Origin of the sequence: Nocardiopsis algeriensis (genome assembly GCF_014203695.1) — a bacterium.
Lineage (GTDB): Bacteria > Actinomycetota > Actinomycetes > Streptosporangiales > Streptosporangiaceae > Nocardiopsis > Nocardiopsis algeriensis.
This window is the reverse complement of the sequence record NZ_JACHJO010000008.1, coordinates 219,526-241,597: the sequence shown is the minus strand read 5'-3', so window position 1 is coordinate 241,597 and position 22,072 is coordinate 219,526. Positions and strand designations below refer to the sequence as shown.

The window sequence follows — 22,072 nt, the reverse complement described above, 5'->3', positions numbered from 1 at the left end:
GTCCGCCACAGGCGGACCCTCGACAGCGAACGGCGGCGGCACCGCCCCCTCTCCCAGGGAGCAGCAGGCCGCCGCCGTCACTTCACACCAGCACTATCGGTTGTACGGCCCGAAGTCGTACTCCTCCAGCGGCACGGCCTCACCGGAGCCCTGCCCGAAGGTGTACTCGCTCGGCTCCTCGTAGCCCGAGACCGAGTACATCGAGGCCTTCGCCTCCTCGGTCGGCTCCACCCGAACGTTGCGGTACTGCGGAATGCCGGTACCCGCCGGGATGAGCTTACCGATGATGACGTTCTCCTTGAGGCCCAGCAGCGGGTCGCTCTTGCCGTGGATGGCGTTCTCGGTGAGCACCCGGGTGGTCTCCTGGAAGGAGGCCGCCGACAGCCAGGACTCGGTGGCCAGCGACGCCTTGGTGATACCGAGCAGGACCGGGCGTCCGGCCGCGGGCTGGCCGCCCTCGGACACGACGCGGCGGTTGATCTGCTCAAACTTCGGCCGCTCGACCATCTCGCCCGGCAGCAGCTCGGTGTCGCCGGACTCCAGGATGTTCACCCGCTTGAGCATCTGGCGGACGATGATCTCGATGTGCTTGTCGTGGATGGAGACACCCTGCGACTTGTACACCTCCTGGACCTCCGACACCAGGTGCTGCTGCACCGCGCGCGGACCCTGGATGCGCAGGACCTCGTGCGGGTTGATCGCACCCTGGATCAGCTGCTGGCCGACCGAGACGTGGTCGCCCTCGCTGACGAGGAGCTGCGCACGCATCGGGACCGGGTAGGCGATCTCGTCCGTGCCGTCGTCGGGGATGACGACGATCTTGCGGCTCTTCTCGGTGTCGTCGATCCGGATCCGTCCCTCGACCTCGGAGATCGGGGCCACACCCTTGGGGATGCGGGCCTCGAAGAGCTCCTGGACACGGGGCAGACCGTGGGTGATGTCCTGACCGGCCGAACCACCCATGTGGAAGGTACGCATGGTCAGCTGGGTGCCGGGCTCACCGATGGACTGGGCCGCGATGATACCGATCGCCTCACCGACGTCGACCGGCTTGCCGGTCGCCATGGAGCGGCCGTAGCAGGTGGAGCACACGCCGATCTTCGCCTCGCAGACCAGCGACGAGCGGATGCGCACCCGGGTGATGCCGGCGGCGATCAGCTTGTCGATGTGCTGCTCGGAGGTGTCGGACAGCGCGGGCAGCACCAGGTTGCCGTCGGCGTCGTGGACGTCCTCGGCGAGGGTGCGGCCGAAGCCGGTGTTCTCGACGTTGTGCTTGCGCACGACGACACCGGCGGCGTTCTTCTCACCGATCTCGTGCCACACCGAGCGGTCCGTGCCGCAGTCGATCTCGCGGACGATGACGTCCTGGGCGACGTCCACCAGACGACGGGTCAGGTAACCCGAGTCGGCGGTGCGCAGCGCGGTGTCGGCCAGACCCTTGCGCTGACCGTGCGTGGAGATGAAGTACTCCAGCACGGACAGGCCCTCACGGTAGGAGGACTTGATCGGACGCGGGATCGTCTCGCCCTTGGTGTTGGAGACCAGGCCGCGGATACCCGCGATCTGGCGCACCTGCATCGGGTTTCCTCGGGCGCCCGACTGGACCATCATCCACACCGGGTTGTCGGCGGGGAAGTTGTCCTCCATGTTCTGGGCGACCTCGGCCGTGGCCTGGGTCCAGACCTCGGTGAGCTCCTGGCGGCGTTCGTCGTCGGTGATCAGACCGCGGTCGTACTCGCGCTGGATCTTGTCGGCCTTGCGCTCGTAGCCCTCGAGGATCTCGTGCTTGCGCGGAGGCGCGACGACGTCCTCGATACCGATGGTCAGGCCCGAGCGGGTGGCCCAGCGGTACCCGGCGTCCTTCAGGGCGTCCAGGGTCGTGGCGACCTGCACCTTGGGGTAGTTCTCGGCGAGGTCGTTGACCAGCGCCGAGACCTGCTTCTTGCCCACCTGGTAGTTGACGTACGGGTAGTCGACCGGGGTGGTCTCGTTGAAGAGGTACCGGCCCAGGGTGGTCTCCAGCAGGTACGGGTCACCCGGCTGCCAGCCCTCCGGCGGCGTCCAGTCCTTGGGAGTCGGAGCGCCGTCGGAGATGCGCAGCTTGATGCGCGCCTGCAGGTGGAGGTCGCCGAGGTCGAAGGCCATGAGGGCCTCGGCCGGCGAGGCGAAGGAGCGGCCCTCGCCCACGGCGCCCGCCCTCTCCGTCGTCAGGTAGTACAGGCCGATGATCATGTCCTGGGTGGGCATGGTCACGGGCTTGCCGTCGGACGGCTTGAGGATGTTGTTGGTGGCCAGCATCAGCAGCCGCGCCTCGGCCTGGGCCTCGGCGGACAGCGGCAGGTGCACGGCCATCTGGTCACCGTCGAAGTCCGCGTTGAACGCGGTGCACACGAGCGGGTGGATCTGGATGGCCTTGCCCTCGACCAGCTGCGGCTCGAAGGCCTGGATGCCCAGGCGGTGCAGCGTCGGGGCGCGGTTGAGCAGAACCGGGTGCTCGGTGATGACCTCTTCGAGGACGTCCCACACCACGGGGCGGGACCGCTCCACCATCCGCTTGGCGCTCTTGATGTTCTGCGCGTGGTTCAGGTCGACCAGGCGCTTCATCACGAACGGCTTGAAGAGCTCCAGGGCCATCTGCTTGGGCAGACCGCACTGGTGCAGCTTCAGCTGGGGGCCGACGACGATGACCGAACGGCCGGAGTAGTCGACGCGCTTGCCGAGCAGGTTCTGGCGGAAGCGGCCCTGCTTGCCCTTGAGCATGTCGGACAGCGACTTGAGCGGACGGTTGCCCGGCCCCGTGACGGGGCGGCCGCGGCGGCCGTTGTCGAACAGCGCGTCGACGGCCTCCTGCAGCATCCGCTTCTCGTTGTTGACGATGATCTCGGGCGCACCGAGGTCGAGCAGCCGCTTGAGGCGGTTGTTGCGGTTGATGACACGGCGGTACAGGTCGTTGAGGTCGGAGGTCGCGAAGCGGCCACCGTCCAGCTGCACCATCGGACGCAGGTCCGGCGGGATGACCGGGATGCAGTCCAGCACCATGCCCATCGGGCTGTTGCGGGTGTTGAGGAACGCCGAGACGACCTTGAGCCGCTTGAGGGCGCGGGCCTTCTTCTGGCCCTTGCCGGTGCGGATGATCTCGCGGAGCTTCTCGGCCTCCTCGTCCAGGTCGAAGTTGGCGAGCCGGTCCTGGATGGCCTGGGCGCCCATGCCGCCGCGGAAGTACTTGCCGAAGCGGTCCCGCATCTCGCGGTAGAGCATCTCGTCGCCCTCGAGGTCCTGGACCTTGAGGTTGCGGAAGCGGTTCCAGACCTCGTCGAGGCGGTCGATCTCACGCTGGGCGCGGTCGCGCAGCTGGCGCATCTCGCGCTCCGCGCCCTCGCGCACCTTGCGCCGGGCGTCGCCCTTGGCGCCCTGCTCCTCGAGCTCGGCCAGGTCGGCCTCGAGCTTGCGGTGCCGGTCCTCGATGGTGGAGTCGCGGCGCTGCTCCATGTGCTGCTTCTCGACCGAGATCCGCGCCTCCAGGGACTGGAGGTCGCGCTCACGGGCGTCGGTGTCCACCCACGTGACCATGTAGGCGGCGAAGTAGATGATCTTCTCGAGATCCTTCGGCGCCAGGTCCAGCAGGTAGCCCAGACGGGAGGGCACGCCCTTGAAGTACCAGATGTGCGTGACCGGAGCGGCCAGCTCGATGTGGCCCATCCGCTCACGGCGCACCTTGGCACGGGTCACCTCGACGCCGCAGCGCTCACAGATGATGCCCTTGAAGCGGACACGCTTGTATTTGCCGCAGTAGCACTCCCAGTCCCGGGTCGGACCGAAGATCTTCTCGCAGAAGAGGCCGTCCTTCTCGGGCTTGAGGGTCCGGTAGTTGATGGTTTCGGGCTTCTTGACCTCGCCGTGCGACCACTGGCGGATGTCGTCGGCCGTGGCCAGACCGATGCGCAGCTCGTCGAAGAAGTTGACGTCGAGCACTTAATTCGTCCCCTGCTCTCGAAGGATGCGGAAGTTAGACCTCTTCGACACTGCTCGGCTCACGCCTGCCCAGGTCGATTCCCAGTTCCTCCGCCGCGCGGAAGACGTCCTCGTCACTGTCCCGCATCTCGATGGACATACCGTCACTGGACAGCACCTCCACGTTCAGACAGAGCGACTGCATCTCCTTGATGAGCACCTTGAAGGACTCAGGGATGCCCGGCTCGGGGATGTTCTCGCCCTTGACGATGGCCTCGTAGACCTTGACCCGGCCCACCACGTCGTCGGACTTGATGGTGAGCAGCTCCTGGAGGGCGTAGGCCGCGCCGTAGGCCTCCAGGGCCCAGACCTCCATCTCACCGAAGCGCTGACCGCCGAACTGCGCCTTACCGCCCAGCGGCTGCTGGGTGATCATGGAGTACGGGCCGGTCGAGCGCGCGTGGATCTTGTCGTCCACGAGGTGGTGGAGCTTGAGGATGTACTTGTAGCCGACGGAGATCGGCTCGGCGAAGGGCTCACCGGTGCGGCCGTCGTACAGCTTGGCCTTGCCGTCCTCGTTGACGAGGCGGTTGCCGTCCTGGTTGGGGCGGACCGACCTGATCAGGCCGCTGAGCTCGTCGCCGTGCAGGCCGTCGAAGACCGGCGTGGCGACCTTGGAGCCCGGCTCGGCCTCGGCCGCGCCGATCTCGTGGAGCGACTTCTGCCACTCCTCCTCCATCCCCTCGACCACCCAGCCGTTCTTGGCCAGCCAGCCGAGGTGGACCTCGAGGACCTGGCCGACGTTCATGCGGCCGGGCACGCCCAGCGGGTTGAGGATGATGTCGACCGGGGTGCCGTCCTCCAGGAAGGGCATGTCCTCCTGGGGGAGGATCTTGGCGATGACACCCTTGTTGCCGTGGCGGCCGGCGAGCTTGTCGCCGTCGGTGATCTTGCGCTTCTGGGCCACGTAGACGCGGACCATCTCGTTCACACCGGGAGCGAGCTCGTCGCCCTCCTCGCGGCTGAACACCTTGACGCCGATGACCTTGCCGCTCTCGCCGTGCGGCACCTTCAGGGAGGTGTCGCGGACCTCGCGGGCCTTCTCGCCGAAGATGGCGCGCAGCAGGCGCTCCTCGGGGGTCAGCTCGGTCTCGCCCTTGGGCGTGACCTTGCCGACGAGGATGTCGCCGTCCACGACCTCGGCGCCGATCCGGATGATGCCCCGGTCGTCGAGGTCGGCCAGGACCTCCTCGCTGACGTTGGGGATCTCGCGGGTGATCTCCTCCGGGCCCAGCTTGGTGTCGCGGGCGTCGACCTCGTGCTCCTCGATGTGGATCGAGGACAGGACGTCGTCCTGCACCAGGCGCTGGGAGAGGATGATCGCGTCCTCGTAGTTGTGGCCCTCCCAGGACATGTACGCCACGAGGAGGTTCTTGCCCAGCGACATCTCGCCCTGGTCGGTGGACGGACCGTCGGCCAGGACCTGGCGCTCCTCGACCCGCTGTCCCTCGACCACGATCGGGCGCTGGTTGAAGCAGGTGCCCTGGTTGGAGCGCTCGAACTTGTGCAGGCGGTAGGTCTTGCGCGTGCCGTCGTCGGCCATCACGGTGACGTAGTCGGCGGTGACGTCCTCGACGACACCCGCCTTCTCCGCGAGGATGACGTCGCCGGCGTCGGTGGCGGCGCGGTACTCCATGCCGGTGCCGACGAACGGCGCCTCGGCGCGCAGCAGCGGCACGGCCTGGCGCTGCATGTTGGAGCCCATGAGCGCGCGGTTGGCGTCGTCGTGCTCCAGGAAGGGGATCATGGCGGTGGCGACCGACACCATCTGGCGCGGCGACACGTCCATGTAGTCGACCTCGTCGATGCCGACCTGCTCGAACTCCCCGCCCTTGCGGCGGACCAGGACGCGCGACTCGGCGAAGGTGCCGTCCGGGTTCAGCGGCGTGTTGGCCTGCGCGATGACCTGGCGGTCCTCCTCGTCCGCGGTGAGGTAGTCGACCTGGTCGGTGATGCGGCCGTCGACGACCTTGCGGTACGGGGTCTCCACGAAGCCGAACGCGTTGACCCGTCCGTAGGCGGCGAGGGAGCCGATGAGACCGATGTTGGGACCCTCGGGGGTCTCGATCGGGCACATGCGGCCGTAGTGCGAGGGGTGCACGTCGCGGACCTCGAAGCCCGCGCGCTCACGGGACAGACCGCCCGGCCCCAGCGCCGAGAGGCGGCGCTTGTGGGTCAGACCCGCCAGGGGGTTGGTCTGGTCCATGAACTGCGACAGCTGCGAGGTGCCGAAGAACTCCTTGATGGAGGCCACGACGGGGCGGATGTTGATCAGGGTCTGCGGCGTGATCGCCTCGACGTCCTGGGTGGTCATCCGCTCGCGGACGACGCGCTCCATACGGGCCAGGCCCAGGCGGACCTGGTTCTGGATGAGCTCGCCGACGGTGCGCAGGCGGCGGTTGCCGAAGTGGTCGATGTCGTCGACCTCGACCGGGAGGGTGCCGAGCACGGTCTCGTGCTCGACCTCACCCGCGTGCAGGCGCACGAGGTAGTCGATGGTGGCGACGATGTCCTCTTCGGTCAGCGTGCCCTGCGTGTACTCGGTGTCGAGGCCGAGCTTCTTGTTGATCTTGTAGCGGCCGACCTTGGCGAGGTCGTAGCGCTTGGGGTTGAAGTAGAGGTTCTCCAGCAGCGCCTGGGCCGACTCCTTCGTGGGCGGCTCACCGGGGCGCAGCTTGCGGTAGATGTCGAGGAGGGCGTCGTCGGTGCCCGCCGTCGGGTCCTTCTCCAGCGTGTTGCGGATGGACTCGTACTGGCCGAAGCGCTCCAGGATCTGGTCGGTGGTCCAGCCGAGCGCCTTGAGCAGGACGGTGACGCCCTGCTTGCGCTTGCGGTCGATGCGGACACCGACGAAGTCGCGCTTGTCGACCTCGAACTCCAGCCAGGCACCGCGGGACGGGATGACCTTGCAGCCGTACAGGTCCTTGTCGGAGGTCTTGTCGACGGACTTGTCGAAGTAGACACCCGGGGAGCGCACGAGCTGGGAGACGACGACACGCTCGGTGCCGTTGATGATGAAGGTGCCCTTGTCGGTCATGAGCGGGAAGTCGCCCATGAACACCGTCTGGCTCTTGATCTCGCCCGTGTCGTTGTTGATGAACTCGGCCGTGACGAACATCGGCGCGGAGTAGGTGGCGTCCCGCTCCTTGCAGTCGTCGACGGAGTTCTTGGGCGGCTCGAAACGGTGGTCGCGGAAAGACAGGGACATCGTGCCCGAGAAGTCCTCGATCGGGCTGATCTCCTCGAAGATCTCTTCGAGACCGGACTGCTCCGTAACGTCCTTACGGCCGGCGTTCCGGGCCTCCTCGACCCGGGCCTTCCACTTCTCGTTGCCGAGCAGCCAGTCGAACGACTCGGTCTGCAGGGCGAGCAGGTTGGGAACCTCAAGCGGTTCCTTGATACGGGCGAAGGAAACGCGGTTCGGACCAAGGGCGTTAGCGGAGGCGTTGCGCGAGGCTGCCAACAGGGGTCCTTCCGAAGGCTTGTGGCGGTTGAAGCGCGCACGCCAGACGATCCGTCACGAGAAGGACCGCCGCAACGCGGTTGAGACGGTCACATCGGGCGGGGCGAGCTACCGTGTCCAGACCACGCGGGCATGGTCGGCAGTCGCACACCGGGACAGGGATCACCAAAGGGCAGCGCAAAAGAGCAGTGTAGCCGAAGACTACACCGCTGTCCACTCATGGTCCACAGCAGCACTCACGACACCGGCAGGATCACCCGTGCGGAGCGATCCGTCAAGCCCTCACCCGGTCCCACCTTCCCGCGGGGACGGCCGACCCGGATCGGCTGCGGCGGCTCGCGCGAACTGCCGTGGCCGGTGCGGACCTCGCCGGGAGGGGGACTGCGTGCCCTGGCCCCTGGGGAACTGTGACCGGGCGGACATTCGAAGGATTCCCCCGCACCAGACGGGTAAACCCTTCCGCAGAAGCCGGTCAAGCTTCCCGGGAGGGGAGATTACCGTGTCCGGGGGACAGTTCGCACGCGCGGTCCGGTCTCGATTTCCTTCCGGACGGGGACCAGCTTCGCACAGATCCGGGAGGGGAACCACTGCGGACACGACGGAGCGGCCGTCCCTCCCGGAGGTGGAACGGCCGCTCGGCGCAGTCAGCGGGCTTCTGCGGCCCGTGCGGGACTACTTGAGGGTGACGGTGGCGCCGGCGCCCTCGAGGGCGGCCTTGGCCTTCTCCGCGGTCTCCTTGTTGACGCCCTCGAGCAGCGCCTTCGGAGCGTTGTCGACCAGGTCCTTGGCCTCCTTGAGGCCCAGGCTCGTGAGGCCGCGGACCTCCTTGATGACCTGGATCTTCTTGTCGCCGGCGGCCTCGAGGACGACGTCGAACTCGCTCTGCTCCTCGGCCTCGGCGGCGGCACCGCCGCCACCCGGGGCGGCGGCGACGACAGCGGCCGGAGCAGCGGCGGTGACGTCGAACTTGTCCTCGAAGAGCTTGACGAACTCGGAGAGCTCGAGGAGGGTCATCTCCTCGAACGCGGCAAGCAGGTCCTCGTTGCTGAGCTTCGCCATGGTGCGATCTCTCTTTCTCTACAGGACACGCGCGCCTGTCGGCCTCGCGTGCGAGCCAGGGGACGGGCGCCGACACGGCGCCCGGCGTGGTTCAAATGGTTCAGGCAGCTTCTTCGGAGCGCTTGTCCGCCAGGGCCTGCGCGAGGCGCACGGCCTTGGAGGGAAGCGCCTGGAAGAGGGCGGCGGCCTGGCCCTGCTTGGCCTTGAGCGCGCCTGCCAGCTTCGAGAGAAGAACCTCTCGGGACTCCAGGTCGGCCAGCTTGGTGACGTCCTCGGCACTCATCGACTTGCCGTCGATGATGCCGCCCTTGATCACCAGGGGCGAGTTCGCCTTCGAGAAGTCACGCAGACCCTTGGCTGCCTCGACCACGTCTCCGTGGACGAAGGCGATGGCGGACGAGCCGACGAGAAGATCGTCGATCTGCGCCTCGACACCGGCCTCCTTGAGGGCCAGCTTGGTCAGCGTGTTCTTGACGACGCGAAAACGCGCGGTCTGGCCGAGGCTACGGCGCAGCTCGGTGAGCTGAGCCACAGTGAGCCCCCGGTATTCGGTCAGCACGGCGCCGCTGGACCCGCGGAACTCCTCCGCGAGCTCGGCGACCGCGGCTGCCTTGTCCGGCCTCGCCATGGGACTCCTTCCAACAGTGAACGCTGGTTGGCTCCCAAGGACCCTCGCGATCGGCGTCAGCACGAGAAAAAGCCCCGAGCGCGAGGCGCACGGGGCACGACCGCGTCCTGGGTGCGCACCCGGAGGCGCGCGGAGGACGGGAAAGCTCTTGTGACACCTGCGCGGGCGCCCATCGCGGATGGGTCCTTAGGTCACCCGAGCGGGTGACGACCAGCGGTCTTCGGCAAGAACCCATCGTACCCGACCCCGGGAGGTGTCCGCTCCTCCCCTGGAAAGGGCGGGGTGGGTTCGGTCACCTCGGAATCGCAGAACCGCATCAAAAGGCACGATGCTCCACCCGAAAAGCGAAAAATCATCCCGTATGTCGGAGGTACGTGGCACCATGTTCCTCCTACGGGCACCTGCCTGTCCTCGTGCCCTCCCCCTACAGAAGAAAGAAATTCCCCCTTGAAGACCTCTCTGCCGGCCATGATCGCTGCCGGTGCCCTCGCCCTCTCCCTCACCGCCTGTGGGAGCGACGCCCCCGACGAGACCACCGAGGCCCCGGTCGAGGCCACCGAGGCCGCCGGTGACAGCCTCTCCGACCTCCTGGGCAGCCTGACCGAGAACACCCAGGAAGTCACCAGCTACACCTTCGAACTCGAGGGCACCGCCCAGGACGCCACGGAGGGCGAGACCTCCATCTCCATGACCTACGCGGTCATGGACGACCCCGCGGCCGTCCAGGTCAGCGTGTACATGCCGGAGATCGGCGAGGCGATGGCCGGCCTCTTCGCCCTGGGCGGCGGGCTTCCCGAGGGCGTCACCGAGGAGGAACTCGCCACCACCACCGTCCTCATCCCCGAGGGCCAGGAGGCCCTCATCGCCAACCCGTACGGCGTCTACGGGGAATCCCCGTGGGTGCGCGACGGCGACAGCGGCACGGCCTCCGACATCACCGGTGCCTTCGACGTCAACCAGCTCCCCCTGATCACCGACGTCTTCGCCGGCCTCGAGCAGGTGGAGGAGTCGGGTGAGGAGCAGATCGACGGGGTCGACACCACCATCGTCGCGGGCATCCTCACCTCCGCCGAGTTCGAGGCCCTGAGCGCGGAGGAGCGCAGCGCGGTCAGTGCGGTCTTCCTCCCGACCCCCGGCGAGGACGTGCCCTGCCGCCTGTGGGTGAGCGAGGACGGCTTCCCGATGCGCATCGAGTTCGCCGACTCCGCGTCCCAGGCATGGATCGAGTTCTCCTCCGTCGGCAGCACCTCCTTCGAGGTTCCGGCCGACGACCAGATCGGCGACCTGGCCGCCTGAGGCGCCACTCCTCCCGTACACGCGAAGCGGCCCCCGGTTCCGACGGAACCGGGGGCCGCTCTCGTTCTCAACCGCGACCCGCCGGGGCGGGAGGCCGGAGGACTCAGGCGTCGAGCGGGATGCTCGGGCCCATGCTCGTGGTGATCACGGCCTTCTTGATGTAGCGGCCCTTGGCGGCGGACGGCTTGAGGCGCAGGACCTCGTCGATCGCGGCCTGGTAGTTCTCCAGCAGCTTCTCCTCCGAGAAGGAGGCCTTGCCGATGATGAAGTGCAGGTTCCCGTGGCGGTCCACGCGGAACTCGATCTTGCCGCCCTTGATGTCGGTCACGGCCTTGGCCACGTCCGGGGTGACCGTGCCGGTCTTCGGGTTGGGCATGAGGCCGCGCGGGCCGAGGACGCGGCCCAGACGGCCGACCTTGCCCATGAGGTCCGGGGTCGCGACGACGGCGTCGAAGTCGGTGAAGCCCTTGGAGACCTTCTCGATCATCTCGTCGTCGCCGATGAGGTCGGCGCCCGCGGCCTTGGCCTGCTCGGCACGCTCACCGGTCGCGAAGACCAGGACCCGAGCGGTCTTGCCGGTGCCGTTCGGCAGGTTCACGGTGCCGCGGACCATCTGGTCGGCCTTGCGCGGGTCGACGCCCAGGCGCAGGGCGACCTCGACGGTCGCGTCGAACTTGACGGTGGAGGTCTCCTTGGCCAGCTTCACGGCCTCGGAGGGGCTGTAGAGCTTCTCGCGGTCGACCAGCTCACTGGCCTTGCGGTGGTTCTTGCTGCGCTTCACGCTGTTCTCCCGTGGAACATGTGGTCGGTGGGCCAGCGCCTGGCCCTGCCACTTCGGTGTCGTGGATGCCGGCCGCCCCGCCCCGTGCCGGGGCCGTGCGACCGCACGAGGCTACTTGACCTCGATGCCCATCGAGCGGGCGGTGCCGGCGACGATCTTGGCGGCAGCCTCGACGTCGTCGGTGTTGAGGTCGGGCAGCTTGGTCTGCGCGATCTCGCGGACCTGGTCGGCCGTGATGGAGCCGGCCGCGCTGCGGCCCGGCTCACCGGCGGCCTTGTCCAGGCCGGCGGCCTTGAGGATCAGCTTCGGCGCCGGAGGCGTCTTGGTGACGAAGCTGAAGGAACGGTCCTCGTAGATGGAGATCTCGACGGGGATGACGTTGCCGCGCTGGGACTCCGTGGCAGCGTTGTACTGCTTGCAGAAGTCCATGATGTTGACGCCGTGCGGACCGAGAGCGGTACCGACGGGCGGCGCCGGGGTGGCCTGGCCGGCCGGGAGCTGCACCTTGACGAGTGCGGCAAGCTTCTTCTTCGGAGGCATATCGGGTCCTTTGCCTGATCTGCGTTGTGTACCGGCCCCTGACCTCCCGCCGCGCCGCACGGCCTGACCGGCCGGGCGACCACCGCGGGAAGGGTGACGGCCCCGCGCGGACAGGCCGCGGGGCCCTCGGCCCGCCGGGACCGGGCGGGCCGGGAGGTGTCCCTGTCCGGGACACGGAAAGCGGGTCCGCGCACAGGCGGACCCACCAAGTCTACGCCGCCCGGGCAGGTGCCCGGACTGCCTCGGGAAACGGTCAGATCTTGGCGACCTGGTTGAAGGACAGCTCCACCGGGGTCTCGCGTCCGAAGATCGACACCAACACCTTGAGCTTCTGGGTGTCGGGGTTGATCTCGCTCACGGTGGCGGGCAGCGTCGCGAACGGGCCCTCCATCACCGTGACGGACTCGCCGATCTCGTAGGCGACGTCGGAGCGGACCTCGGCACCGCCGCCGGACCTGGCCTGCTGCGCCTTCTCCGGCTCCTCCTCCGGCTCAGGGGCCAGGAGCTTGGCCACCTCGGTGAGACTGAGCGGGGCGGGCTTGTTGGACAGGCCCACGAAGCCGGTGACGCCGGGGGTGTTGCGGATGGCCGACCACGACTCGTCGGTCAGGTCCATGCGCACGAGCACGTAGCCGGGCAGGACCTTCTCGGTCACCTGCTGGCGCTTGCCGCTCTTGACCTCGGTGACCTCGTGCTCGGGCACCTCGACCTGGAAGATGTACTCCTCCATGTTGAGCGACTGGGTACGGCTCTCGACGTTGGCCTTGACCCGCTTCTCGTACCCGGCGTAGGTGTGCACGACGTACCACTCACCGGGGAGCAGCAGCAGCTCGTTCTTGAACTCCTCGACGGGGTCCGGGCGCGGGGCCTCCTCGGCCTCGTCGGTCGCCTCGGGGCTGTCGGTGGCGGCCTCCTCCGGCAGCTCCCCCGCCGGACCGGCCTCTTCCGCCGACAGCTGCCCCGGCACCTCTTCGGGGAAGTCGTCAGGGGTCAGTGGGGACTCGGACACGGCTGCTCTTTCTCTCGTCGGATTCGCTCTGCGGGGCGACGCACGGCAGAGCCCGGCGTCGGGCCCGGTCCTGCCAGCTTACGGTCTTCCCGGCCGGCACGGGACCAGGCGCGGCCCTGCGGGCACGGAACCCGTCGGGGCCGCGGGCGCGGCCCCGCGCGGCTCATTCCTTGCTGCGGAACAGGGCCGCGAGGCCGCCGCCGACGACGATGACGGCGAGGGCGCCGATCGCCCAGGGCGACATGCTCGGGAACTCCACGCCCTCGGGGGACGCGAAGGCGCCGTACAGCCAGGTGACGGCCTCGGCGAAGGCGAAGTCGAGAAGGGAGACGTAGGCCACCACAGCGAGCACGAACACCATGACGACGATGGTGTAGGTGACCAGTTCCCGGCGCGTGGGCCAGCGAACCTTGCGGAGCTCACCCACGACCTGCTTGGTGAACGTCACGGGACCGGTACGGCGCTTCGGCCCCTTGTCGGGCTTGGCGTCGGCGTCAGTCTGAGTCACCTGGGGTCCTTAGGGTCGCGGGCTGTCCCCGAGTATCCGGATGCCGATCGTGCGGCGCGCCGACCTCTGAGTCGCCGCGCCGCACGAGCGATTCGTGCAGGGCAGGAGGGACTCGAACCCCCAACCGCCGGTTTTGGAGACCGGTGCTCTGCCAATTGAGCCACTGCCCTATGCGGAATCTTCAGTTCCCCACCATAGCCGGTCCGTGTCACGCGTGCACACCGTGTTGTCGGTAACACCTGGGACACGACCGGCCGACGTCTCGAAGTGTATCCTCCGGCCGGCCTCTCGGCCAAACCGGTATGCGCCCCGACGTGGCGCGAGGGGTATTTCGTCCCCGGGCACCGCTCCTTCCCGCCCGTCCCCGACGGGACCGCACATGACACCATGGGGACATGACTGACCGACCCCGTGTCTCTGCACGCATCAGCGCCATCTCCGAGTCCGCAACCCTCGCCGTGGACGCCAAGGCCAAGGCCATGAAGGCGGAGGGCCGTCCCGTCATCGGCTTCGGCGCGGGAGAACCGGACTTCCCGACGCCCGACTACATCGTCGAGGCCGCCGCGGAGGCGGTCCGCGAGCCCCGGTTCCACCGCTACACCCCGGCCACCGGCCTGCCCGAGCTGAAGAAGGCGATCGCGGAGAAGACCGCGCGCGACTCCGGCTACCGGGTGGACCCGTCGCAGATCCTGGTGACCAACGGCGGCAAGCAGGCCATCTACGAGGCCTTCGCCGCCATGCTGGACCCGGGCGACGAGGTCATCGTCATCGCCCCGTACTGGACCACCTACCCCGAGTCGATCAAGCTCGCGGGCGGTGTCCCCGTCTTCGTCGTCACCGACGAGAGCACCGGTTACATGGCCGGTGTCGAGCAGCTGGAGCAGGCGCGCACCGAGCGCACCAAGGTCCTGGTGTTCGTCTCCCCGTCCAACCCGACCGGCGCCGTCTACCCGCGCGAGCAGGTCCGCGCGATCGGGCAGTGGGCGAACGAGCACGGCCTGTGGGTCCTCACCGACGAGATCTACGAGCACCTCGTCTACGGCGACGCCGAGTTCTCCTCGCTTCCCGTCGAGGTCCCCGAGATCGCCGACCGCACGGTCGTCGTCAACGGCGTGGCCAAGACCTACGCGATGACCGGCTGGCGCGTGGGATGGATCATCGGCCCGAAGGACGTCGTCAAGGCCGCGGGCAACCTGCAGTCGCACGCCACCTCCAACGTCGCCAACGTCTCCCAGGCCGCCGCGCTCGCCGCTGTCTCCGGCGACCTGGCCGCCGTCGAGGAGATGAAGAAGGCCTTCGACCGCCGCCGCAGGACCATCGTGCGCATGCTCAACGAGATCGACGGGGTGCTCTGCCCCGAGCCGGAGGGCGCCTTCTACGCCTACCCGTCGGTCAAGGGCGTGCTGGGCAAGCAGATCCGCGGCCGCCGCCCGCAGACCTCCGCCGAGCTGGCCGAGCTCATCCTGGAGGAGGCCGAGGTCGCCGTGGTCCCGGGTGAGGCCTTCGGCACCCCCGGCTACCTGCGCCTGTCCTACGCCCTGGGCGACGAGGACCTCGCCGAGGGGGTCAGCCGCATCCAGAAGCTGCTGGCCGAGGCGGTGTAGGCCTCCCGCAATCCTCGCGCGGGGGCGCGTCCCGTCGGGGCGCGCCCCCCGTGCGTCCCCGGGGGCTCCTTCCCGCGGATCGGTCCGTTCCCGGTGTCGGAAGGGGCCTGTATGGGGCAGGCTTGCGTCATGGAGACACCGATCGCCGCCCGCAGCCTGGACCGGCTGCCCAAGGCACACCTTCATCTGCACTTCACCGGCTCGATGCGCCACCCCACCCTGGTGGAGCTCGCCGGGGAGCACGGGATCCACCTCCCCCAGGCCCTGGCCACGGACTGGCCGCCCAAGCTGCGCGCCACCGACGAGCGCGGCTGGTTCAGGTTCCAGCGCCTGTACGACATCGCCCGCTCCGTGCTGCGCCGGCCGGAGGACATCCGCCGCCTGCTGCGCGAGGCCGCTGAGGACGAGCGCGAGGCCGGGACCGGCTGGCTGGAGATCCAGGTGGACCCGAGCGGCTACGCGGCGCTGTTCGACGGCCTCACCGCCACCCTGGAGCTGATCCTGGACGCCGCCCGCGCCGCCGAGCGCGACACCGGCGTGGGTATCGGTGTCATGGTGGCGGCCAACCGCACCCGGCATCCGCTGGACGCCAGAGCCCTGGCCCGGCTGGCCCGGCAGTACGCGGGCAGAGGCGTGGTGTCGTTCGGCCTCAACAACGACGAGCGGAGGGGGCGCGCCCGCGAGTTCGAGGCCGCGTTCCGCATCGCCCGCCGGGCGGGCCTGATCTCGGCGCCGCACGGGGGCGAGCTCCAGGGGCCGCGCAGCATCCGCGAGTGCCTGGACGAGCTGGAGGCCGACCGCGTGGGGCACGGGGTTCGGGTCGTGGAGGACCCCCACCTGGTCGAGCGGGTCGCCACGCAGGGGGTGACGCTGGAGATCTGCCCGACCTCGAACGTGGCGCTCGGGGTGTTCGAGCAGATGGAGCACGTGCCGCTGCGCCGGCTGTTCGACTCGGGGGTGCCGATCGCCCTGGGCACGGACGACCCGCTGCTGTTCGGGCCCCGCCTGGTGGAGCAGTACCGGATCGCCCGGGAGGTGTTCGGGTTCTCCGACCCGGAACTGGCGGAGCTGGCCCGGATGTCGATCCGGGCCTCGGGGGCGCCCGAATCGCTGAAGAAGGAGATGCTGGCGGGGGTGGACTCCTGGCTGGCGGAGGAGCCGGGGGCGGCTCCGGCCGGGTGAGCTCCTGTCAGGAGAGGAGCATCCACACACCCTGCGCGGCCATGGCCGTGCCCGCGGCGAAGAACAGCACCGCGGCACCGATCCGGATCGCCCGCTCGGGAAGCTTCTTGCCCAGGAGCACGCCGAGCGCGATGGCGAGGGCGTCGGCGGCGACCATGCCGGCGGTGGAGCCGATCCACACCGGCAGCCAGTCGTACCGGGTGCCGACCGCGACGGTGGTGAGCATGGTCTTGTCGCCGAGCTCGGCGACGAGGAACACCGTGAACACCGTCAGGAAAGCGGAGCGGATCCGGCGGGAGGCCGCCCTCTCCTCGTCCTTGTCGGTCATCTCGTCGCCGCGCAGGGTCCAGGCGCCGAACACCAGGAAGGCCAGTCCGGCCACCAGGGTGACCCAGTCGGTGGGGATCGCCGAGCCCAGGACCTCTGCCGCGAACACGCTCACGACGTGGACGAGCGCGGTGGCGGCGGTGATGCCGACAAGAACGGTCGACGCGCGGTACCGGGTGGCCAGCGACATCGCGACCAGTTGTGTCTTGTCCCCCATTTCCGCGACGAAAACGGCGAGCGCACTGAATCCCAGACCTGCGAGAAACACAGACACCTTTTCCCCTCTTTCGAGGCGGCAGGAAGAAAGGAATCGGAAAACACCTTTCGGACCCGGCCGCTCCACCTCCGGGTCAAAGGTCTCGTCCGCCCTTCGCCCCTGGTGCCGTGTACCGTGCGCCGGGCTCGGGCTCGTACGACCGGGCCCGCGGACCGGTGTGTCGATCGCACGATCGGGGACTACTCCCCCTCGACCTGTCCGACCCTAGGCCAGGCCGACGAGGAAATGCAATTCATGGGCCCGGCGAATAGCGCACGAAGATGCGCCTGATTTCTTTGTTCGGCGAACCGAACAAGGAAATCAAGCGCATCTTCTCTTTTCAGAGGGAGATACCGACCATCACGGGCTCGTTGACCAGGCGTACACCGAACCGCTCCTCCACACCGTCGCGGATCCGGCGGGCCAGCTCCAGGAGGTCCTCCGCGGAGGGCGCGCCGGGCACGGTGGTCAGGGCGAGGACGTGCTTGGAGGAGATCCGGGCCGTGCCGTGCGCGTGTCCCTTGAACCCGGCCTTGTCGATCAGCCAGGCCGCGGACAGCTTGACCCCGCCGCCGCCGTCGGGGTGGGCGGGCATCGCCGTGTCCGCGCCCAGGAGCTCCTCCGCCCGTGCGCGCACCGCCTCGTACTCCTCGGCGGTGACCACCGGGTTGGTGAAGAAGGATCCGGCGCTGCGGGTGTCGGGGTCCTGGGGGTCCAGGACCATGCCCTTGCGCCGGCGCAGGGACAGTACGGTCTCCCGCGCCTGGTCCAGCGGTACCCGGGTGCCCGCCTCCACCCCGAGGGCCCGGGCGACCTCGGCATAGGCGACGGGGCGGCTGAGCTTGCCGCGGTGCAGCGCGAAGGCCACCTCGCACACCACGTAGCGGTCGTCGCCCTTGAAGACGCTGTCGCGGTAGGTGAAACCGCACTCCGCCCCGGTCAGGGTCCGCCGCCGCCCGGTGCGGCGGTCGTACACCAGGACCTCGCGGATCGTCTGGCTGACGTCCTGGCCGTAGGCGCCCACGTTCTGGATGGGCGTGGAACCGACCAGGCCGGGGATCCCCGAGAGGAACTCCAGCCCGTTGAGGCCCTCCTCGACGGTGCGGCGGACGAGGGGGTCCCACTCCGCACCCGCCTCCGCGCGCAGCACGACGACCTCCTCCCCGTCGGCTCCGAGCTCCCCGGTCTCCTCGAAGGAGACGCCCTGGGAGGCGACGCGGACCACGGTGCCGGGGAAACCGGCGTCGGACACCACGAGGTTGCTGCCGCCGCCCAGGACCAGGACGGGCTCCCCCGCGGCGTCGGCGCCGGCGACGGCGCCGATCAGCCCGTCGGTGCTGTCGGCGCTGACGAAGGTCCTGGCCGGGCCGCCCAGGCCCAGCGTGGTGTGGTCGCTGAGCAGGACGCTGTCTCGGGTGTCGGTCACGCTTTCCTCACTGCTGCTCTCGGGAGTCCCGCCGGGGATCAGGCCAGGCGGACGACCGCGGTGGACCGGGCCAGGACCTTGGCGCCGCCCGATCGGGCGGTCAGGGCCACGGTGACGGTTCCGTCGTCGTGCTTCTTCTTCACGGTCCCGCCGACGGTGATCTCGGCTCCCTCGTCGTCGTCGGGGACCACCACGGGCGCGGAGAAGCGCACCGCGTAGTCGACGACGCAGCCGGGGTCCCCGGTCCAGTCGGTCAGCAGCCTCGCCGCCTCGGCCATGGTGAACATGCCGTGCGCGATCACGTCGGGCAGGCCGACGGACCTGGCGAAGCGCTCGTTCCAGTGGATGGGGTTGAAGTCGCCGGAGGCGCCGGCGTAGCGGATCAGGTCCAGGCGGCGGACGGGGAAGGTCCGCTCGGGGATCTCGGTGCCGACCTCGACGTCGGCGTGGCGCGGGCTCACGGTCGCGTTGTTCCTCACGTTCAGCGGGACTGCTCGGGGCGTACGACGAGCATCATGCCCGCCGTGACGACGTGCTCGCCGTCGGCTCCGGTCACGACCGTCTCCAGGGTGAGCATCTCGTTGCCCGCGAGCACCTTGACGTCGGTGATGCGGGTGACGGCGTCGAGTACGTCCCCGGCGACCAGCGGCCGGCTGTAGCGGAAGCTCTGGTCACCGTGGACCACGCGGGAGAAGTCCACGCCGAGCTCCGGGTCCGCGACGGCGCGGGCCGACCCCGCCATACCGAGGATCACGGGGAAGGTCGGGGGCGCGACCACGTCCGCGTACCCGGCGGCCTCGGCCGCGGACGGGTCGGTGTAGACGGGGTTCGGATCGTTGATCGCCTCGGCGAACTCGCGGATCTTGACGCGGGTCACCTGGTAGGGCTCGGAAGCGGGATACTCCCGCCCCACGTAGTCGGGGTTGATCGCCACGCTCTCCCTCTCGTGCGTGAAAGCAAGCGGCCCGGTGAGCGGGTGCTCACCGGGCTCGAAGTCTATGAGAAGCCGTACCTCTCACGCGCGACGCCTCGCGTCCACGCCGGCTCGCGCCTAGCGGGTCTCGCGGTGCTCGTTGTGCTTGCGGCAGTTCGGGCAGAACTTCTTGATCGTCAGCCGGTCGGGGGTGTTCCGACGGTTCTTGCGCGTGATGTAGTTACGGTGATTGCACTCCTGGCAGGCCAGGGTGATCTTCGGCCTCACGTCGGTGGCAGCCACGTCGGAGTGCCTTTCTCGCTGGAGACGGTACGGGTTGTACAGCTGAACACTGCAAAGCCCCCGCTTCGACCCCTGATCAGCTCGTGGTCAGGGGCCTGCGGGGTGGTAGCGGAGGCCGGACTTGAACCGACGACACAGCGATTATGAGCCGCTTGCTCTACCGACTGAGCTACTCCGCCCCGATCTCTGGGAAACCGGCCTGAACCCAGACCGGCCCCGGACAGGCCGGCGGATGATCCACCGACCACCCACCTGAGTGGACCGGACCTCGTCAAGTGGTGGAGCCCCTTTACGGAATCGAACCGTAGACCTTCTCCTTACCATGGAGACGCTCTGCCGACTGAGCTAAAGGGGCGCGCTTCGTGGGTTCCGCTCCTCCGGGCCGTCCTGCTCCTGCCCTTCGGGGCGTTCCCCCTTGCGACGCTCATGACTATACAGGGCTCGGGGGGTGGTGTGCCAAATCGAAGGGCGGGGGCGCTCCCCGCTCCGCCGCCCCCACGCGGGGAAGGGCTCCGAAATCCCAGGCAGACAAGGGTTTCCGGAGCCCTCGGAGACGCAGAAACCGGCCTGGAAGGCGCGGGAATGTGACCTGGACCGCTCTCGCGGGGCCTCTCAGGAACCGTCGGAGACCCACACGTTGGACATGGCGTCCCGGTTGATCGTGCGGATGGAGGCGGGCAGGCCGAGCCGGCGCAGGGCGTCGGAGAGCCGGGTGTCGTGGGTGAACACCACCACCTGTCGCAGCCGGCCCACCTCGGCCAGCACCGCGGCCAGCCCCTCGACCGTCTCGGTGTCCATGGCCTGTACGGGGTCGTCGAGCACCAGGAACCCGAAGGGGTTGTCCTCGAGCAGGGCGCGCGGCAGGCAGATGGACAGCGCCAGGGCCTGGAACTCGCCCTGGCTGAGCAGGCCGGGCGCGCTCGTCTGGTCGGCCACCCCGTCCACCGCCACGTCGACCTCGACGCGGCGGCGGGCCCCGCGGCCGATGAGGCGCATGCCCTGGAGGTCGATGTGACGCTCCTGGCGCAGCTGGAACCACACCTGCTCGGCCTGTGCGGCGACGGGCCCCAGGCGCTGGGCCCGCAGGGCCCGGGCCTGCTCGGACAGCCAGTTCAGGGCCGCCTCGGCGGTGTCGAGGCCGCTCCTGGCCGCGAGGGCGTCGTCGGCGTCGTCGAGCCAGCCCGAGAGCTGCCCGGCCAGCTCGGACCACCCGCCGGTCGGGTCCTCCAGGCGCTCGGCGGCATCGCGTCGCGCGCTGACCGCGGCGGCGCGGAGCTTGCGGCCGACCACCTCGATGTGCTCGGCCAGCTCGCCGAGGTCGGTGAGACCGGCACCCGACTCCCACAGGGCCCACACCTGGCCCAGCTCGCTCTCCGGCGGCAGCCAGGCCGGCGGGGGCGACATCAGGAACCTGGCCTGGTCACGGGCCTCGCGAGCGCGCTCGTAGGCGGACGAGGCCGGGGCGGCCTGGGGGCGCAGGACGCGCAGCTGGGCCTGTGCGCGGCGCACCCAGTCGGGGCCCAGGGCGTTCGGCGTGGAGCAGGTGGGGCAGGTGGTCTCCGCCGGGTGGCGCTCGTGGTGGGCGAGGGCCTCCTCCAGGAGGCGGACGACACCGTGGGCGTGGTCGCCCTTGGTGCCGGCGGCCATGGCCAGTTCCATGGAGGCGCCGCGCAGTTCGTTGACGACGTCGCCCATCACCACGCGCTCGGGCACCGACAGCCGCCGCAGCCTGCGCAGGACGACGTGGAGCCCGGGATCGCTCGGCCCGTCGTCGGCGGCGATGCGGCGCAGGGCGTCCATGTCGAGGCGGGGTGCGGTGAGGAGCCCGACCGCCTGGGCCGCGCGCGGGTCGTCGGAGGCGCGCAGGGCGTCCAGGAGGTAGCTCAGCTCGCGGGAGGGCCGGTCCCGGCGCCGGGCGAGCCCGTCGCAGGCCTTGGCCAGACGGCGCTCGGCCTCGGCCAGCCCGGTGAGGCCCAGGAGCGCGGTGAGAGTGTCGTAGAGCTCGGCGGAGCGGCCGGTGACCGTGCGTCCCAGCTCGTCGTAGGACAGGAAGGGACGGTAGCGGACCAGGTCCTCGCCCCAGTCGAGGGTGCGCAGGGGCACCGCCTCACCGCTGGGGAGGACGACCTCACCGCGCGCGGAGCGGACGCTCTCCCCGGTCCAGCGCCGGGTGATCCGCGTGGGGGCGCGGTCCCCGGCGGCGAGGATGTCGACGGTCGCCTCGGTGCGTTCGTCGTAGTGGAGGTTGCGCCAGCCGTCGCGCCAGGTGGTGGGCATGGCGTCCCAACGCGGGTTGCGGCCGGTCATGGCGGCCTCGGCCGCCTCCGCGAAGCTGGACTTGCCCGAGCCGTTGCGTCCGACGATGACGGTGAGCCCGGGCCCGGGCGGGAAGGTGAGCTCGGCGGGCCGGCCGATTCCGCGAAATCCCTGGACCCGGATCCCGGCGAGGTAGGTCCGGGGGACCGCGGACGGCGGAGGGGGTTGCGGCGCGGAGGGTTCGATGTCGGGCATCGGGCGGCCCTCCTGGAGGGCCGTGAGCGCGTCGTCGCCCCACAGCGCCGCGGTGACCCAGGCCCGGGCCTCCCGGGACAGCCCTGAGCGCGTCAGAGCCTCCAGGAGGGCGGTGGCGGTGGGGTCGTCACCTGCGGAGGCCGCCGCTCGGCCGCCCTCCCGTCCGCTCTCGAACGCCTCGGGTCCCCGGGTCATCGTCGCACCCCGCTCTGTCGTCGTTCCTGCACAAGCAGACTAGGCCCTGTTCCCCCGCCC

At 69.5% G+C, this 22,072-nt stretch carries 16 protein-coding genes, 3 tRNA genes and 1 pseudogene; 3 read left to right on the top strand and 17 right to left on the bottom strand.

Features of this window, described 5'->3' with window-relative positions; translation table 11 throughout:
* Positions 1-93: 93 nt before the first annotated feature.
* The 4 genes from FHS13_RS14655 to rplJ form a co-directional block, all read right to left on the bottom strand.
* Positions 94-3,972, bottom strand: a complete 3,879-nt coding sequence (locus FHS13_RS14655) for a DNA-directed RNA polymerase subunit beta' (RefSeq protein ID WP_184292445.1) — start codon at positions 3,970-3,972, stop codon at positions 94-96.
* A 34-nt stretch (positions 3,973-4,006) separates the two neighbouring features.
* Positions 4,007-7,474, bottom strand: a complete 3,468-nt coding sequence (gene rpoB / locus FHS13_RS14650; protein ID WP_184292444.1) for a DNA-directed RNA polymerase subunit beta — start codon at positions 7,472-7,474, stop codon at positions 4,007-4,009.
* Positions 7,475-8,146: 672 nt separating this feature from the next.
* Entirely contained in the window at positions 8,147-8,533 is a 387-nt protein-coding gene (rplL, locus tag FHS13_RS14645; protein ID WP_184292443.1) for a 50S ribosomal protein L7/L12, read from the bottom strand.
* Positions 8,534-8,633: 100 nt separating this feature from the next.
* On the bottom strand, positions 8,634-9,161 hold the full coding sequence (gene rplJ, locus FHS13_RS14640; protein WP_184292442.1) for a 50S ribosomal protein L10: 528 nt from the start codon (positions 9,159-9,161) through the stop codon (positions 8,634-8,636).
* Positions 9,162-9,608: 447 nt separating this feature from the next.
* Between rplJ and FHS13_RS14635 the strand changes: the two genes are divergently transcribed.
* Positions 9,609-10,457, top strand: coding sequence for an SCO4651 family lipoprotein (locus FHS13_RS14635; RefSeq protein WP_184292441.1), 849 nt, complete (start codon positions 9,609-9,611; stop codon positions 10,455-10,457).
* A gap of 103 nt (positions 10,458-10,560) precedes the next feature.
* Here the strand turns inward: FHS13_RS14635 and rplA are convergent, their stop codons facing one another.
* The 5 genes and pseudogenes from rplA to FHS13_RS14610 all read right to left on the bottom strand — a co-directional run bounded on the left by rplA (position 10,561) and on the right by FHS13_RS14610 (position 13,465).
* Entirely contained in the window at positions 10,561-11,238 is a 678-nt protein-coding gene (rplA, locus tag FHS13_RS14630) for a 50S ribosomal protein L1 (protein ID WP_184292440.1), read from the bottom strand.
* 111 nt (positions 11,239-11,349) lie between these two features.
* The gene (rplK, locus tag FHS13_RS14625; RefSeq protein ID WP_184292439.1) at positions 11,350-11,778 is read right to left on the bottom strand and encodes a 50S ribosomal protein L11; all 429 of its coding nucleotides are present in this window, start codon (positions 11,776-11,778) and stop codon (positions 11,350-11,352) included.
* 253 nt (positions 11,779-12,031) lie between these two features.
* Entirely contained in the window at positions 12,032-12,787 is a 756-nt protein-coding gene (gene nusG, locus FHS13_RS14620; RefSeq protein ID WP_184292438.1) for a transcription termination/antitermination protein NusG, read from the bottom strand.
* A gap of 256 nt (positions 12,788-13,043) precedes the next feature.
* Positions 13,044-13,295, bottom strand: a pseudogene (secE, locus tag FHS13_RS14615) (preprotein translocase subunit SecE); the annotation flags it as partial.
* A 97-nt stretch (positions 13,296-13,392) separates the two neighbouring features.
* Positions 13,393-13,465, bottom strand: a tRNA-Trp gene (locus tag FHS13_RS14610).
* A 225-nt stretch (positions 13,466-13,690) separates the two neighbouring features.
* Here FHS13_RS14610 and FHS13_RS14605 point away from each other — a divergent pair.
* Both FHS13_RS14605 and FHS13_RS14600 read left to right on the top strand, forming a co-directional pair.
* Positions 13,691-14,899: a pyridoxal phosphate-dependent aminotransferase gene (locus FHS13_RS14605; protein WP_184292437.1), complete on the top strand. Its 1,209-nt coding sequence runs from the start codon at positions 13,691-13,693 to the stop codon at positions 14,897-14,899.
* A 129-nt stretch (positions 14,900-15,028) separates the two neighbouring features.
* Positions 15,029-16,081, top strand: a complete 1,053-nt coding sequence (locus FHS13_RS14600; RefSeq protein WP_184292436.1) for an adenosine deaminase — start codon at positions 15,029-15,031, stop codon at positions 16,079-16,081.
* Positions 16,082-16,088: 7 nt separating this feature from the next.
* Here FHS13_RS14600 and FHS13_RS14595 read toward each other — a convergent pair whose 3' ends face one another.
* The 8 genes from FHS13_RS14595 to FHS13_RS14560 form a co-directional block, all read right to left on the bottom strand.
* Complete coding sequence (locus FHS13_RS14595; RefSeq protein ID WP_184292435.1) at positions 16,089-16,682, bottom strand: TMEM165/GDT1 family protein; 594 nt, start codon at positions 16,680-16,682, stop codon at positions 16,089-16,091.
* Positions 16,683-17,004: 322 nt separating this feature from the next.
* Positions 17,005-18,090, bottom strand: coding sequence for a UDP-N-acetylmuramate dehydrogenase (locus FHS13_RS14590; protein ID WP_184292434.1), 1,086 nt, complete (start codon positions 18,088-18,090; stop codon positions 17,005-17,007).
* Positions 18,091-18,128: 38 nt separating this feature from the next.
* Positions 18,129-18,551: a MaoC/PaaZ C-terminal domain-containing protein gene (locus FHS13_RS14585; protein WP_184292433.1), complete on the bottom strand. Its 423-nt coding sequence runs from the start codon at positions 18,549-18,551 to the stop codon at positions 18,129-18,131.
* Between the two features lie 20 nt (positions 18,552-18,571).
* Entirely contained in the window at positions 18,572-19,024 is a 453-nt protein-coding gene (locus FHS13_RS14580) for an FAS1-like dehydratase domain-containing protein (protein WP_184292432.1), read from the bottom strand.
* 117 nt (positions 19,025-19,141) lie between these two features.
* Positions 19,142-19,306, bottom strand: a complete 165-nt coding sequence (gene rpmG / locus FHS13_RS21765; protein WP_026125254.1) for a 50S ribosomal protein L33 — start codon at positions 19,304-19,306, stop codon at positions 19,142-19,144.
* 103 nt (positions 19,307-19,409) lie between these two features.
* A tRNA-Met gene (locus FHS13_RS14570) sits at positions 19,410-19,485 on the bottom strand.
* 100 nt (positions 19,486-19,585) lie between these two features.
* A tRNA-Thr gene (locus tag FHS13_RS14565) sits at positions 19,586-19,661 on the bottom strand.
* 257 nt (positions 19,662-19,918) lie between these two features.
* Complete coding sequence (locus FHS13_RS14560) at positions 19,919-22,012, bottom strand: AAA family ATPase (RefSeq protein ID WP_184292431.1); 2,094 nt, start codon at positions 22,010-22,012, stop codon at positions 19,919-19,921.
* Positions 22,013-22,072 lie beyond the last annotated feature (60 nt).